Source organism: Sphingobium xanthum (assembly GCF_019737615.1).
Taxonomy (GTDB): domain Bacteria; phylum Pseudomonadota; class Alphaproteobacteria; order Sphingomonadales; family Sphingomonadaceae; genus Sphingobium; species Sphingobium xanthum.
Map to the genome: position 1 here is coordinate 237,156 of NZ_JAHKKS010000001.1, position 14,257 is coordinate 251,412.

Genomic DNA, 14,257 nt, shown 5'->3' on the forward strand with positions numbered 1-14,257 from the left:
ACTCCTCAAGCCTCTTCGAGCACGGGCTGGTCTTCCAGGATGGTGACGATGCCGCGTCCGCCATCGACGCGGATGCGCTGGCCGTCCTTGATCCGCTGCGTCGCCGATCCGGTGCCGACCACGGCGGGCAGGCCATATTCGCGCGCCACGATGGCCATATGACTCATCGATCCGCCAATGTCGGAAACAGCCGCCGAGATCTTCTGGAAGATCGGCGCCCAGGTCGGGTTCGTCACCTGACAGACGAGAATGTCGCCTTGCTGCAGCCGTTTGATTTCCTCGACCGATTTGACCACCCGCGCGGGACCCTCGACGACGCCTTGACAGGCGGCGAAGCCCTTGAGCTCGTTGCTCGGTGCGCCTTCATCGACGGACAGCCACACGTCCAGGCTCTCGCGCGTGATGCCCCAGAGCATGACGATCGCCGGATCGTCGATCACGTCGGGCACGACGCCGAGGGCCGGCGGCACGACATGGTCGGCCCATGCTTCGTTAGCGGCCTTGCGCTCGGCCACTTTGGCCGGCCAGACGCGCGGACCGATCGGATCGGAGCCGCTGGACCAGCTGAGCATTAGATCGACGATCGCGCTTTCCAGCTCATAGTGCGTCAGGTGGAAGACGTCCTTGGGCTCCGGGAAGAAGCCGTGACGCCAGAGCAGGTCGCCAAACTCGCGAATCTTGTTGAAGAACAGGTTCGTGTACCAATGCTCGCAGTAGAATTTGTGCCCTTCGACATAGGGGAATACGCGGTGCGCCAGCGTGATGAGCTGGTCGTAGGTCGCGCGGTCCTCGTCCGTGTCGAGCAGCTCGCGATAGTCCTCGACCAGCTGTTCGCGTTCCTCGATCAGCTTCGCCATCGGCCGCTCGATGTTGATGCCGTTCTTCACCTTGGAGATGTAGCCCGGCAGCGCCGCGAACGGCATCGAGAGGTCGTCGTTCCAGCTGCGGTGATAATGGTAGAAACCGTCGCCGACATTGACGTTGAACCACGGGTTGCGGCTCGTCTCCAGCTCTGCCAGCCATTCCTTGCCGCTGTTGCCGACGGTGTCGAGCTCGGCGAGGACCTTCTCGATGTCCATATTTTCGGTGAAATGGGCATCGACGCCCAGCTCGACCGCGCGGCGGGCGAGGCGCTTCACTTCCTCGTCAGGGCGGAAAATCTCGGCTTCCATGCCTGCGACCATGCGGCTGATCGCCTGATCGCTGATCTCGGGGAACGCCTTCTTGCAGAAGTCGAAGAAGGTCAGATAGGCGCCATAGCCGAGCAGCAGGAACTCGAAATGGTGGTGCCACATCCGGAAATAGCCCTCGAGCGTCTTCCGGTAGGTGTCGATCAGTGCGTGATTGGCGGCGACGCCCTTGCCGGTGTGCGTTGTCTCGATCGGCTCCAGATCGGGCAGGAACGGCCTGGGCAGGGCCTGCGCGTCGGCGATGAGCGCGCGCATCTTGTCCTTCCACTTGTCGTACAGCTCTTCCCAATGCTCGTAATAATAGAAGGCGCGCTGCTGGAACTCGCCGACGCGGGCCTCGATCTCGGCCGGATCGGTCACGGCCACGCCGCCGATATAGACGCGCCCATTGATGATGCGATGGTCGATGCCCTTGGTCGTGGGGAGGACATGCACGCGGGTGTTGAAAGAGCCGAGCGCGCAATAGGCCGCTTCCGCCGTGATCATGTCGAAATGATGCATCGGCTCAGGGAAATGCATGCTGTTGTAGAACCAGAAGCGATCGTCGTCGCCGTCATGGAACTGCGTGTAATAGGGGAAGGCCGCCTGGGCCGCCTCGGTGCCCGGCACCACTTTCAGAGAGCTGGGCAGGGGGAAGCCCTTGATCTGGTCGCTCATCGAAATCCTCTCACTATGTCGGCCGGCGCCGCGCGCTTCTTCCGTCTGTCGCCCGGCCGCGTTGAACCCTCGTCTGTCACTTTCGATGCGGTGACGCGCGGGAGAATCGCGCGGCGCTACACCTAGTGAACTGTTGGCCAAGCTAGCCAATTGTCCCGCACGGCCAAAGGATTCGCGCGAAGGGCCGTCAGGACAAACGCGCAGGAGATTTTGCGGGGTCCCTTCCGAAAAAACGCTGTCCTACACGACACCGTCCAGGGCCAACTGTCACAATGACGCTGCCAACATCTCCATTCGTCACCGAACGCGGCGAAAAAAAAGAATTCGGCCGACCCCCGAACTTTCCGAACTTTCGAAAGAAAATTACGCGGCAATCAGCCCAGCGGATGCCCGCGCCACTGGCTCGGCGTCACGCCGAAGCGTTTGCGGAACAGCCGCGCGAAATAGCCGGGATCGAGGAATCCGCAGCGCCAAGCGACTTCGCCGAGCGACAGGTTCGCCGCGCGGGGATCGGTCAGCAGGTCGCTGGCCCGGTCCAGCCGCTGTGCATTCAGTTCCTGCACGAAGCTCGTGCCCGCGCTGGCCAGGAGGGCCTGCAAATAGCGCCGCGAAATGCCGAGATCGTCGGCGATGCGCTCGGGCGTCAACTCGACATCGGCATAGTCGGTCTCGATCCGGCGCAGGATCCGGCGTGCGAGCTGGCCGCGATGCCGGCTGTTCTGGGGCGCTTCGTGAAAGCCGGTTGCGAGCGTCAGCAGCGCGCCGACCTGCTCGGCGATCAGCGGCCTGGGGAGGGGGCTCTCGTCGAGGCCCATCACCATCGTCTCGATCAGGCAGCCGAGCGGCGCGCCCCAGCCCTCCCTCGCCGATATGGGCCGCGCCAGCAGCGCCTCGGGCTCGGGCAGATATTTCTCCAGCCAGGCGTGCGGCATCATGAGGTCGATCGCCTCATGCTCCGTGTCCATCTCCATCTGGTAGAAGCGGGTATTATCGAGCAGCACGAACTGGCCCGGCTCGACGTTGAATTTCTTGCCGCCCATGCGCGTCTTGTGCGTGCCGCGCCGGGCATAGACGAGCTGGATGGAGGGCGTCGCGCGACCCGAGCTGCCGTCGCCGGTATGCACGACGCGCTGGGCCGGCGCATGGAGCTGGAGGAGGCGAAGCTGGCCGACTCCGTGACTCGTCCAGCGCGCCGCGAAATGATCCGTGTCGAAGACGGTGACATCGATCGGCGCGATCGTGTTCGCCGCCCAGTCGCGCCACTGGTTGATCGCCTCGTTGCGGGCAAGACCGGTGGAGGACCAGCTGTGATCGTCGTGGGCCGGCGGCTGCTGCATGCGATGATTTTACGCCGGGCGGACGGGACTCGCAAGCTGTGCGATTGTCCGGCTCTTCCCGGCCTAGGCCGCCTCGTTTTCCTCTTTCCGTATGTCCTTGAGCCCGCGCGTTGCGCGCCCGGTCACTTCGGCGCCCGCATCCTTGGCGAGGCGGGCGAACAAAGGTGTGGAGATCAGGGCGAAGCCGGCGAGGATCAGGATGGTGATGCGGAAGTCGGCCATGGTCGGCGCGTCGGCCCCTGCGGAGAGCAGGCTGAGGATCGCCGCGACGCCGGAAATGGCCAGCGCCTGCGAGAGCGACTGGAGCATGTTGCCGAGTACGGTCGCGCCGCCCACTTCGCTCTGCGGCATGTCGGCGAAGCGCAGCGCCATCATCGCGGTGAGATGCACCGATCGCGCCATGCCGACCGCGAACATGATGGCGAAGAGCAGAGGGAACGGGATGTCCTCGGTCAGGAACGCGCAGACCAGCATGGAGGCTGCGATCATCAGCGAACCGCTGACCAGCGCCTCGCGGAAGCCGAGATAGCGCAAGGCGCGGGGTGCGATGCTCTTCAGCACCAGATCGCCGCCATTCTGTGCCAGCAGCAGCAGGCCGGCATGGAATGGGCTCAGCCCCATGCCGAGCTGCAGCATCAGCGGCAGGACGAAGCCGAGCCCCATGAAGGCGATGCGGATCCAGGTGCCCGCGCCGACGGTCGAGACATGGAAACAGGGGTAGCGCATCGGCGTCAGCGGCACGATCGGGTGCGGCGCGGTGCGGGCATGCTTCCAGGCGAAATAGCCGAGGCTGATCGCGGCGATCAGGAGCAGCAGGCCGATCTGCCGACTGTCGCCCCTGTGGCTCACGCGGTCGAGGCCGGAGATCAGCACGCACAGGAAGCCGGAGGTGAGGACGAAGCCCTTCCAGTCGAACGGCGTGCGCTCGGCGGACTGGATATTGGGGATGTAGCGCAGCGCCGCGATCAGCGCGATCGTCGCGGTCGGCACGTTGAGGAAGAAGATCCAGTGCCAGTCGAGAAAGGTGGTGATGAAGCCGCCAAGCGGTGGGCCAAGGACCGGCGCCATCAGCGCCGGAGTGGAACTGATCGTCATCGCCGTTACCAGATAGCTGCGCGGCGTGATCGTCAGCAGCACGATGTTGCCGACCGGTATCATGAGCGAGGCGAACACCGCCTGCGAGATGCGCGCGGCGAGGAACAACGGCAGATTGGGAGAGAGCCCCGCGCACATGGAGGAGAGAATGAAGCCGACGATCGCCGTGGTGAACACGCGCCGCGACCCGAAGCGCTGGCCGATCCAGCTGCTCACCGGCAGCATCATCACCGAGACCATGATATAGATGGTGATTGTCGTGCTGAGTGTTGTGACGGGCACGCCGAAATACTCCGCCATGCGCGGTAGTGCCGTGATCAGCGTCGTGCCGTCGATGCCGACCATGAACATGGTGGCGGCCAGCACGATCGCCGTGACACGAGCGCGCCGCAGAGCTTCTTCGGACTCGTCCGGTTTCTGCTCGATCGGATCAGTAGCTTGCGAAGTCATGGCGTTCCCGTGCCATGGCAGTGCGGGCGGGCCACGCCAAGGGCAGCGCGAAAATTGTTCGTTCGATCTGCCGGATCGGGAAGGCTTGCAGTCGGACTATTAGCTGCCATGGTAGGCAATGGAGTCGGACAGAACGGCTTCAAGGAGAGAGAATGATGTCCGTCGAGATACTCGATGTCGAGGAAGGCGCGCGCACCGTGCCGGCGCAGCTCAATTATCTGCTGCCCGGGCCGGACATCAACCGGCGCTTCGTCTCGGCCGGTGTCGAGGTGAACACCGGCAGTTACGGCCCCTTTCCGATGACGATCCGCGATGCGCGGCCGATCCGCGAGCATTTCACGCTGGATCGGCAGGGATTCACACTGCTCGACGCGCCGACGGGGGTTACCGATTTCGGCGACAGCGATGCAGTGAACCGACTCTATCCGGGCGAAGTCGAGCGCTATGTGCAGCAGGCGACGGGCGCCGATCTCGTCATCGCGCATGGCTGGATGATCCGCACTTCGGGCGAACTGGCGAGCCGCCAGAAGAAATCCGACGAGCCTTATCAGCATCGTGGCGGCGTCCAGCCGCCCGCGGGCGAAGTGCATGTCGATACCGATCCGGCCCGGCAGCAGAAGGCGGCCGAAATGGCCTATCGCAAAGCGCGGCCGGATGGGCCGGGTTTCAAGCGGTTCATCGTATCGAGCTTCTGGCGAGCTTACTCACCGCCGCCGCACGATTGCCCGCTGGCGCTCTGCGACGGGCGCAGCGTGCGTGACGACGAGGGCACACCCAACATCCTCTGGATCGTGGACAAGATTCCGGAAGGCGAGGCGATGTTCGCGCCGATGGATGACGACAGCAAGCCCGCCGCGCACATATTCCGTCACAATCCCGATCATCGCTGGTGGTATTTCTCCGGCATGCAGCGGGACGAGGCTCTGCTGTTCAAGTTCCACGACAGCGATCGCTCGGGTGCCTGGCGCGTCCCGCACACGGCTTTCTGGGATTCGAGCCTGCCCGATGCGCATCCGCGCGAGAGCATCGAGTGCCGGAGCATCGCTTTCTTCGAGTGAAATCGGCGTTTCCCGGCAAATTTCGGAGCGTGCTTATTTTGGTTGTGACTTACAACCATTGAAATCACCCCCTCCATAGGCCAGAAACGCAAACAGGATGGGGGCATCGACGGACATATGAGCAAGATGGCGAGCGAGCGCACCGGGCAGCCGGACATATCGGAGAATCTCGGCATGGACTGGGGCTTGTTGCGCAGCTGTGTCGGCACCAGCGTGCGCCTGCTGCGCAACGAGCTGACCAACCGCATCATCGATGCCTATGCGCCGTTCATGCTGCGCTCCGGTGCGCTGTCCACGATGGTGCTGATCAAGGCCAATCCGGGCTGTTCGCAGGCCGAGCTGGCCCGCGAAGTGGCGATGGACGACAGCGCCATGGTCGCGATCATCGATGAGCTGGAAGAGCGCGGCCTGGCCGTGCGCAGCCGCTCGGCGACCGATCGGCGGCGCAACAGCCTCGCGCTGACGCCGGAGGGCGAGACGCTGATGGGGGAGATGATCGCCTGCGCGATGCGGGTGGAGAAGCCCATCCGCGATGCGATGAGCGAAGAGGAACTGGCGACGCTCATCGCGCTGCTGCGCCGGGCTTATGCAGCCGTGACCGACGGTCCGCGCTGAAGGCGCTTTCCCGTGGGGGCATAGGAGGGGCGGGAAGTTCCGCTCTGCCGCTACAGGCTCGTTTTTTTTCCACCGTTTCCATTGACTGTGTTGTCCGAAACACCTTGAGGAAACGCAGCCCGATCCGAACTGACCGGCGTTTTTGACGCCAGGCTGACCCGGGCGCGATAACGTTCGGGAGAGCGAATGAGACTCTGGCTCACTTCCGCATTTCGATCGCTCAGGATCTACAATTATCGGCTGTGGGCAGCCGGCGCGCTCGTTTCCAACGTCGGAACCTGGATTCAGACCATTGCCCAGGACTGGCTGATCCTCACCGAACTTACCGACAACAAGGCCTCGGCCGTCGGCATCGCCATGGGTCTGCAATTCGCGCCGCAATTGCTTCTGCTGCCATGGACGGGATCGGCAGCGGACCGCTTCGATCAACGCAAACTGATGATCATGACGCAGCTGGTCATGGGGACGCTCGCGATCTCGCTGGGGCTTCTCACCGTGACGGGCCTCGTCAAGCTCTGGCACGTCTATGTGTTCGCCTTCCTGTTCGGCAGCGCGGCCGCCTTCGATGCGCCGTCGCGGCAGACCTTCGTGGCGGACCTGGTGGGCGAGAAGGACCTCGCCAATGCAGTGGCGCTGAATTCCCTGACCTTCAACAGTGCGCGCATGATCGGCCCGGCGATTGCCGGCCTGGTCATCGCGTCGGTCGGCACTGGCTGGGCCTTCCTGATGAACGGTGCGTCGTTCGGCGCGGTCCTGATCTCGCTGCTGTTTCTGCGCCGTCACGAATTGACCTCAAGCCCACGGGCCCAGCGCTCGAAGAACGGCTTTCGTGAAGGGCTCGCCTATGTCTGGGCGCGACCGGATCTTCGTGCGCTCATGATCATGCTGTTCGTCATGGGCACGTTCGGCATGAATTTCGCGATCTTCATCTCGACCATGGCCGTGCGCGTCTTCCAGACCGGCGCGCACGGATTCGGCATCCTTTCCTCGATGATGGCGATCGGCACGATCACTGGCGGTCTGCTCGCGGCGGGGCGCGACCGGCCCTATTTCTCGCATCTGCTGATGGGGACGGCCATCTTCGGCCTCGGTTGCACGCTGGCGGCCTTCGCGCCGACCTTCTGGCTGTTCGGTGCCGCGCTCGCCTTGATCGGCGTGGCTTCGCTCACCTTCCTGCAGGGTAGCAGTGCGCTGATGCAGCTTTCGAGCGATCCGGTGATGCGCGGGCGTGTCATGGCGCTGCGCATGGCGATCGCGATGGGCGGCACGCCGATCGGCGCACCGATCGTCGGCTGGATCGCGGACCATTTCGGGCCTCGCTGGGCCGTCGGCGTTGGAGCGGCGGCCGGCGTGACGGCGACATTGATCGGTCTTCGCTATGTCCTGCGCCGGGGCGAACCGGCCAAGCCTTCCAGTGCGGTCCCCGCGCTGGAGGCCGACGAGGAATTGACCTGAACGATCAGGCCTTTTCGAAACGCGCCAGCACCGCGCCGGCCCAGCCCATGATATCCTTGGACCGGATCAGCCAGCGCCCGTCGATCTTGGCCACGACGTCGCGGACATGGCCGCACCAATGCAGGTGCGGCGGTTCGGGCGGATGGTTGATCGTCGCCCAGGCATAGGAGCGCACCAGCCAGTGATCTGGCCGCCCTTGCGGATCGGCCTCGAACACGAACTGGCCCATCTGGTGCTGGTGACCAGGAAAGCCCTCGCGATTGTGGAACTTGAGGACGAGATGGCGAATGTCGTCCTTGCCCTTGAGCACTTCGAGCGTGCCCTCGCGGCTTTCCTCCGTCGCTTCGCAATCGTCCGTGAACAGATCGACATAGCCGTCCGTGTCGCCGGTATCGAGCGCCCAGCTGTAGCGGGCATAAAGCTCGAAGATGGCGAGGCGATCCTCGGTACTGGGGCCGGTCATCTCAGTTCTCCAGCGGTGCGATGTGGAAGATGCGCTCGGCATTGCCATGATAGAGCGCGTGGCGCTCCGCGTCAGTCACGGGCGCGGCATCCATGAAGTCCACCGCCGGTTTCTGCGGCTGATAGGGGTAGTCGATCGCCCACATCACATTGTCGATGCCGATCTTGTCGATCGCGTAACGCAGCGCCAGCGGATCCTCGACGCCGCTTGTCGTGATGACGAAATTGCTCTGGAAATATTCCGCCATGCTGCGCTTGGTCTTGCGGGCACGCCCGATTGCCTGTGCGCGGCTGTTCATGAAATTGATGCGCCAGATCCAGAACGGGATCGCTTCGCCCATATGGCCGATGCAGATCTTGAGGTTCGGGAAGCTGTCGAACACGCCGCCCGCCATCATGCGCACGGCATGCGTGCCGACCTCGACGCCATAGCCCCACATGGCGCTGTCCATGCCATAATCCTGCAGCGGACCCTTCAGCGTGTCCGATGCGGCGCGCGGGTGGATGTAGATGCAGGCATTCAGCCCTTCGGCGGCTTCGAGGACGGGCCAATATTTCGGATCGTCCAGATATTCGCCATTTGTGTGGCTGTTGAGGATGAAGCCGTTCAGCTTCAGGTCGTTGATCGCGCGCTCCATTTCCCTGGCGGCGCGCTTCGGGCTGTGCGGCGCGAAGCTCGCGAGACCGGCGAAGCGGTCCGGGCGCTTGCGGCAGATCTCTGCCAGGCGGTCGTTGGCGAGCGCGGCGAGCTCAGTCGCGGTGTCCGCGTCGAACATCTGCACGCCGGGCGCGGTGAGCGACAGGAGATGCATATCGACGCCGAGCGCGTCCATCTCCGGCAGGCGCTTCTCCTCGATGTCGAGCAGGCCGTCGAGGAAATTCATCGCCGAATAGCCCGAAGCATCGGCCGGTGCGTCGTAGATGCCGCCGACGAGCAGCTTGTCGAGGCTCTGGCTGGGGCCGCGCGAGACCTCACGCAGTTCCGCTGCGACTTCCGGGATTGACCAGGCTTCTTCGGTCGCGATCTTGCGCATTCTCGTCATGGCATTTTCTCTCCTGTGGTCTGGCCGGTGTGCCTTGCGAGCCAAAGCCCGAGCAGGCAGACGATCGCAAGGGGCAGAACCGGCAAGATGAAGAAATGGCGCGGCGCACCGAGGCCCATCATCAGCGCCACCGATCCTGCCAAGGGGCCGATGATCGAACCGACGCGGCCGAGGCCGAGGCCCCATCCGAGGCCCGAGGCGCGCATCTCGGCCGGATAGGAGGCGCCGGTCGAGCCGTTGATGCAGTTTTGCGTGCCCGTGACGAGCGCGCCGGCAAGGACGATGAGGGCGGTGAGCGGGACGATGCCCCAGCTGGCGGCGGAGAGTGCGGCAAGCGAAAGCGCGGCGCCCGCGGCGAACAGGGCGAGGATGCGCCAATAGCGTTCCGACAGAAGCAGGCTCGCCGTGATGCCGCCGATCACGCCGCCGGCATGATAGGCGGTCGCGACAAGGGCGGCGGTCCGGTCCGAATAGCCCTGATCCTTGATCAGCATCGGGATCCATCCGCCCAGAAGATAGACGACCATCAGCAGCATCGTGAAAATGCCCCAGATAGCCAGCGTGCGTGGGCGATAGGCCGGCGACAGGATCGCGCGCAGGCCAGATGTGCCCGGCTTTGCCAGAGTCTCGCGCTTCAGCGCCGGGCTTTCAGGCAGGCCGAACCATAGCAGCACGCAGATGATGATGGGGAGAATGCCGCCCGCCACGAAGATGCTCTGCCACCCGTGCGTGGGCAGATAGCGCGCCGCGACGGCCCCGGCGACCACGCCGCCGAAAGTGACGCCGATCCCGACCAGGCCGACCGCGCGGGCGAGATGCTTGCGCGGCGCGAATTCACCCGCGAGCGCCAGGGCATTGGGCATGACGGCGCCGAGCCCGATGCCGATCAGGAAGCGCAGGATGATCAGTTGCATGAGGCTGGTGGCGAAGACGGCGACGAGCGAGAGCACGCCATAAGACAGGCAACTCGCGATCAGGATCATCCGCCGGCCGTATCGGTCGCCAAGCGGACCGATCACGACTGCGCCGAACAGGACGCCGACCAGGCTCGCCGACAGGAGCGGGCCGATCTGCACGCGGGTCAGATCGAAGGCTTCGAGGATCGACGGTGCCGCGAAATTGGCGGCCTGCAGGTCGAAGCCTTCCACGACGAGAGCGATCAGGATCAGGATGAAGCCGCGCCAACTGCCCGTCTGGCCTTCCGCGCGTTCCGTCATGCTCATGCGTCCCCCTGTTTGCCTGACTCGACCGGCCAGCGCGGCGCAATAGGGCGGCAAGGCGCGGAGGTTGCAAGGAGAAAGTGAGACGTCCCTCGTTTGTTCATGTCGAATGCGGCTCGTCCAGAACGGCGGTAGTTGCGCTTAGCCTGACGGTAGCGCGGCGTAGACTGCGCATATGGGCAGGATCGACATGAGGGCGTGGGCCATGCACACGCGCGAGGCGGAAGGCGCTGCGGACGAGGACGACGACCGGGCTGGATCGCGGAAGCCATGTTCTTGTTGTGGCGTCGATTTCCAGTTGCGCCATTGGGATGGCTGCTTCTTTGCCATCTGCTCGCGCTGCGGCCGGCAAGGGCCAGTCGCGTCGTCGGCCTATGGCGCAATGATGGCGTGGCGGCGCCAGATCGGCCTCTCGGCACCTTCCGCCTGGCGCCAGTTGCTGACGATTGTCTCCATTCTCGTACTATTGGCCGGGTCGCTGTTGACGCTGGCCGTGCTTGCCGCCTGAACCTGCCTCGACCTCAAGCTTCGCCATCGCGGCGGGTGCGCACCCACTCGGTTTCACGCTTGCGGACCAGCTTCAGATAGACCGGTATTTTCCAGGCGAGATAGAGCGGGATGCGCGCCAGCGTCGCCGCGCTCACGATCCGGCGTCCGTCGCGCGCCCATGCGACGGTTAGCAGTAAAGCCACCGCCCCCATCAACGCCAGAAGGATCCAGGCAGGCATCGCCGTTGCGCCGAGCAGCGCGAGCGCTGTCGTCCCCGCGAGTGCGGCCAGACCGAGACTCATGAGCAGCGCCAGCGGAGGGACCATCAGACTGAGACCGAACCAGGCCAGTCCGGGCCGCAGCCGCCCCATGCCTTCGATCACCAGCGGCAGACCGTGCCTGAGCGCCGTCTGCACATAGCCATGTTCCCACCGAGTGCGCTGCGTCAGCGTGCCCTGCTGGCTTGCCGCGTCGCTCCAGGTCTCGGCTGCCTCGAAATAGAGCGGATCCTGCCTTTTGCGCGCGAAATCGATGCCCAGCACCAGATCCTCGACAAGATGGCTGGTTGCCAGCGGTGCATCGGTTATCAGAGCCCAGGGAAAGGCCATGCCGGTGCCGCCCAGGAGCGCGGGCGCGCCCAGCGTCGTAGCGCCGCGCTGGCGGACGCGATTTTTGATGAGCATCGCGAAATTGGAAATCTGCGTCATCGGTCCATCGCCGGGGCGGGTGCGGAACAAATAGCAGCTCTGCACCGGACGTCCGGTCTGCACGGCGGCGTTGATGAGAGCGCGAAGATGTGCGCTGCTCATCTCGCAATCGGCGTCGAGGATCACGACGCAATCCGGCGGGTCGCCGCGCAGCCAGTCGCGGCCGAACGCGAGCGCATGGCCCTTGCCGCGCTGGCCGGGGTCGTTGCGTTCGATCACGGTCGCGCCCGCCGCCCGCGCACGCTGCGCGGTGTCGTCCGAGCAATTGTCGGCGATCACGATCAGGCGGATGCCGTCATCAAGGATCGGCAAGACCTGGGCGAGCGTTGCGCCGATACCGCCTGCTTCGTTGTGTGCCGGCATGAGAATGGCGGCGCGATACGGTCGCTCGGGCGGCAGCGCCGTCTTGCGGCCGGGTGCGAGGACGCCGGTCAGAAGCTCGATCGAGATCACGCAGAGCAGGAGGGCCGGGATCGCTGCCAAAATCCAGGCGAGGCTGTCGAGGATCAAGATCGCCGTCTCCGCTTTCGCCCGCCCTACGGGGCATCAAGCCCATAACAAAGGGCGCCCCCCATGAGGAGAGCGCCCCGGTTCAATATTGCAACGCGATCAGAGACCTGCGGGCGCCGCAGCGTTGTCTGCCGCCGGCGCGGCCGGAGCAGCACCAGGAGCGGGAGCCGCCGGAGCCGTGCCCGGAGCGCCGGCAGCATTGGCTGCGGCATCGCCGGCCTTGGGTTCGAAGCCGGTCTGATACTCGATCTTGGCCTTGGCCTTGGCTTCCTTGAGACGGGATTCGCCGATCTTGTTCAGCTCCTCGTTGCGCATCGCCTGGGCTGCGAGCTGGCGGGCCTGCTCGGTCGGGATCGTGACGGCTTCGCTGCCTGCGATCGAGTTGATCACGAGCTTGCCGTTGTTCGGCACGATGAAGGGCTCGCCCGGCGGCAGCGCCTTGATGCGTTCGAGCACCTGCGGCGCGACGGTCGCCGTGTCGAGCACGCCGTTGCCGCGCTGGAAGGCGATGCCCATGGCGGTCAGGCGGGTCGCGACCTCGGCCAGCGTGTGAGCGCTTTCCAGCTCCTTGAGGCGCTGCGGGTTGGTGGGCACGTCGATGACGAGCTGTTCCAGCCGCAGCCGCTGGCGCTGCGCGAAGGCATTGGGGTGAGACGAGATGTAGCGGTCGAGCATCACTGCCTCGGGGACGCGGATCGTGTCCATCGCCTTCTTGCCGTACATATTGACCAGCAACTGCTCCTGCATCCGGCGCTCCTGCGTCAGATAGGCGGGGTCGCGATCGAGCCCGGCTTCCTTGGCTGCCTGCACCAGCAGCCTGCGATCGACCATGCGCTGCAGAACGCGGCTACGCACCAGGTTCTTGTCGGCACTGGGCGGCAGGTTGAGATCGGCGATCTCGGCATTCAGCTCGGTGAGCGTGATTTCCTCGCCGTTGACGATGGCGACGACCTGACCTTCGGCCTTCTTCTGGCAGGCGGACAGGGCGAGCAGGGAAATGGACGCGAGCGCAACAAGCGAAACGCTCCTCAGCTTAGGCATCAATAGTCTCCAGACAGGCGTGAAATGGATTTGAACGGATAACTTCAACAAATGCGGCGACCAATATCAGCTTCAGCGGGGAGCGCGGGTCCGTCTTGCGTGGACCTCGGCGCAACGATGATGCGAACGCGAAACGCAAGGTCAGCACCCTTCAGCCGAATGGAACGGCGTCGATATGCATGACCTCATGTGCATGGACCTCCTCCCACCGGATCTTGTCGTTCTGAACTCATCCGGCCGGTTCATGTGGCGCCCTATTACCGCGCCGCATGCGCCGGAACAAGCCTGTCTCGCCATGTGGATCGGGCCTGTGCCGTTGCGGCACCGAATAGAAGCGTACGATTAATTTTGCGTGGAGTACGAACAGAGACACGATTTTCAATCGCGTGACTGGCGATTGACTGTCTCGTCGAGCGCATGGAGCCAGTCGAGCGCATGCATAAGTTATGGGGAGACGGGTGATCCGTCGCTGATCAACCCCTTGGCCCAGTCATGCGCGGCAGCCAGTCGCGCGCTGTTTTCGGCGCAGATCAGCGCGTCGGCTCTTGCAAGAATGAGGGTGTCCGCACCGGGTCCGTCAGCGCGCGGGGGAAGTCCGGCGCCGGGCAGAGCGGAGTGTGCGGCAATACCCTCAGCGGTCGCGCGACCGGGGAGGCGCAGGACGCGGTCACGATACAGGATAGTGGCAGTGTCAGCTTTGCGATCCGTGTCATCCTTCTGTCTCCTTTGCGCGGCGGCGAGGCGGCCGAGTTGCGCTTGCCAGTCGGCATTGGCGCGGTCCTGCGCGGCCCGGACAGTGGCGATGTCGCGCGCATGGGCGGCTGTGCTTGCGGCGAGTGCCGCTTTGGCCTTGTCCAGTCGCGTCGCTTGAATCTTCAGCGCGGCGCCCAGCATGGCGATGACGATCAGCGAGGCCAAACCGAGCTGG

The 14,257-nt window shown here is 64.5% G+C and carries 13 protein-coding genes; 4 read left to right on the forward strand and 9 right to left on the reverse strand.

Annotation, left to right across the window (positions count from 1 at the left end; all coding sequences use genetic code 11):
- Positions 1 to 5 precede the first annotated feature (5 nt).
- The 3 genes from KM135_RS01150 to KM135_RS01160 form a co-directional block, all read right to left on the reverse strand.
- Positions 6 to 1,847: a PEP-utilizing enzyme gene (locus KM135_RS01150; RefSeq protein WP_221712065.1), complete on the reverse strand. Its 1,842-nt coding sequence runs from the start codon at positions 1,845 to 1,847 to the stop codon at positions 6 to 8.
- A gap of 374 nt (positions 1,848 to 2,221) precedes the next feature.
- A complete protein-coding gene (locus KM135_RS01155; protein WP_221712066.1) occupies positions 2,222 to 3,184 on the reverse strand; it encodes an AraC family transcriptional regulator in 963 nt (320 codons plus the stop codon).
- Positions 3,185 to 3,247: 63 nt separating this feature from the next.
- Entirely contained in the window at positions 3,248 to 4,729 is a 1,482-nt protein-coding gene (locus KM135_RS01160; RefSeq protein WP_221712067.1) for an MFS transporter, read from the reverse strand.
- Between the two features lie 152 nt (positions 4,730 to 4,881).
- Here KM135_RS01160 and KM135_RS01165 point away from each other — a divergent pair, with 152 nt between their 5' ends.
- From KM135_RS01165 to KM135_RS01175, 3 genes are all read left to right on the forward strand, one after another.
- Entirely contained in the window at positions 4,882 to 5,787 is a 906-nt protein-coding gene (locus tag KM135_RS01165) for a CmcJ/NvfI family oxidoreductase (RefSeq protein WP_246605649.1), read from the forward strand.
- A gap of 117 nt (positions 5,788 to 5,904) precedes the next feature.
- Positions 5,905 to 6,402, forward strand: coding sequence for a MarR family winged helix-turn-helix transcriptional regulator (locus tag KM135_RS01170; protein WP_246605650.1), 498 nt, complete (start codon positions 5,905 to 5,907; stop codon positions 6,400 to 6,402).
- Between the two features lie 186 nt (positions 6,403 to 6,588).
- Positions 6,589 to 7,857: an MFS transporter gene (locus tag KM135_RS01175; protein WP_221712068.1), complete on the forward strand. Its 1,269-nt coding sequence runs from the start codon at positions 6,589 to 6,591 to the stop codon at positions 7,855 to 7,857.
- Between the two features lie 4 nt (positions 7,858 to 7,861).
- Here KM135_RS01175 and KM135_RS01180 read toward each other — a convergent pair whose 3' ends face one another.
- From KM135_RS01180 to KM135_RS01190, 3 genes are read right to left on the reverse strand one after another with little or no spacing between them, the layout of a single operon-like run.
- Positions 7,862 to 8,320 (reverse strand): nuclear transport factor 2 family protein, encoded by a 459-nt coding sequence (locus KM135_RS01180; RefSeq protein WP_221712069.1) that lies wholly within the window; start codon positions 8,318 to 8,320, stop codon positions 7,862 to 7,864.
- A gap of 1 nt (position 8,321) precedes the next feature.
- Positions 8,322 to 9,362 carry an amidohydrolase family protein gene (locus KM135_RS01185; RefSeq protein ID WP_246605651.1) on the reverse strand — a complete coding sequence of 347 codons (1,041 nt, stop codon included), beginning with the start codon at positions 9,360 to 9,362 and terminating at the stop codon, positions 8,322 to 8,324.
- On the reverse strand, positions 9,359 to 10,585 hold the full coding sequence (locus KM135_RS01190) for an MFS transporter (protein WP_221712070.1): 1,227 nt from the start codon (positions 10,583 to 10,585) through the stop codon (positions 9,359 to 9,361). The genes KM135_RS01185 and KM135_RS01190 overlap by 4 nt, the downstream gene beginning before the upstream one ends.
- A 187-nt stretch (positions 10,586 to 10,772) precedes the next feature.
- On the opposite strand from KM135_RS01190, the gene KM135_RS01195 reads away from it, so the two are divergent.
- Positions 10,773 to 11,090 (forward strand): hypothetical protein, encoded by a 318-nt coding sequence (locus KM135_RS01195; RefSeq protein WP_221712071.1) that lies wholly within the window; start codon positions 10,773 to 10,775, stop codon positions 11,088 to 11,090.
- A gap of 13 nt (positions 11,091 to 11,103) precedes the next feature.
- Here the strand turns inward: KM135_RS01195 and KM135_RS01200 are convergent, their stop codons facing one another.
- From KM135_RS01200 to KM135_RS01210, 3 genes are all read right to left on the reverse strand, one after another.
- The gene (locus KM135_RS01200) at positions 11,104 to 12,288 is read right to left on the reverse strand and encodes a glycosyltransferase family 2 protein (protein ID WP_221712072.1); all 1,185 of its coding nucleotides are present in this window, start codon (positions 12,286 to 12,288) and stop codon (positions 11,104 to 11,106) included.
- A gap of 99 nt (positions 12,289 to 12,387) precedes the next feature.
- Complete coding sequence (locus KM135_RS01205) at positions 12,388 to 13,329, reverse strand: SurA N-terminal domain-containing protein (protein WP_221712073.1); 942 nt, start codon at positions 13,327 to 13,329, stop codon at positions 12,388 to 12,390.
- Between the two features lie 444 nt (positions 13,330 to 13,773).
- Positions 13,774 to 14,247 (reverse strand): hypothetical protein, encoded by a 474-nt coding sequence (locus KM135_RS01210; protein ID WP_221712074.1) that lies wholly within the window; start codon positions 14,245 to 14,247, stop codon positions 13,774 to 13,776.
- Positions 14,248 to 14,257: the final 10 nt, after the last annotated feature.

What these genes read in the sequence shown, in the direction of transcription:
- KM135_RS01150 (WP_221712065.1), bottom strand. Translation starts at nt 1,847, where the DNA reads ATGAGCGACCAGATCAAGGGCTTCCCCCTGCCCAGCTCTCTGAAAGTG.
- KM135_RS01155 (WP_221712066.1), bottom strand. Translation starts at nt 3,184, where the DNA reads ATGCAGCAGCCGCCGGCCCACGACGATCACAGCTGGTCCTCCACCGGT.
- KM135_RS01160 (WP_221712067.1), bottom strand. Translation starts at nt 4,729, where the DNA reads ATGACTTCGCAAGCTACTGATCCGATCGAGCAGAAACCGGACGAGTCC.
- KM135_RS01165 (WP_246605649.1), top strand. Translation starts at nt 4,882, where the DNA reads ATGATGTCCGTCGAGATACTCGATGTCGAGGAAGGCGCGCGCACCGTG.
- KM135_RS01170 (WP_246605650.1), top strand. Translation starts at nt 5,905, where the DNA reads ATGAGCAAGATGGCGAGCGAGCGCACCGGGCAGCCGGACATATCGGAG.
- KM135_RS01175 (WP_221712068.1), top strand. Translation starts at nt 6,589, where the DNA reads ATGAGACTCTGGCTCACTTCCGCATTTCGATCGCTCAGGATCTACAAT.
- KM135_RS01180 (WP_221712069.1), bottom strand. Translation starts at nt 8,320, where the DNA reads ATGACCGGCCCCAGTACCGAGGATCGCCTCGCCATCTTCGAGCTTTAT.
- KM135_RS01185 (WP_246605651.1), bottom strand. Translation starts at nt 9,362, where the DNA reads ATGACGAGAATGCGCAAGATCGCGACCGAAGAAGCCTGGTCAATCCCG.
- KM135_RS01190 (WP_221712070.1), bottom strand. Translation starts at nt 10,585, where the DNA reads ATGAGCATGACGGAACGCGCGGAAGGCCAGACGGGCAGTTGGCGCGGC.
- KM135_RS01195 (WP_221712071.1), top strand. Translation starts at nt 10,773, where the DNA reads ATGAGGGCGTGGGCCATGCACACGCGCGAGGCGGAAGGCGCTGCGGAC.
- KM135_RS01205 (WP_221712073.1), bottom strand. Translation starts at nt 13,329, where the DNA reads ATGCCTAAGCTGAGGAGCGTTTCGCTTGTTGCGCTCGCGTCCATTTCC.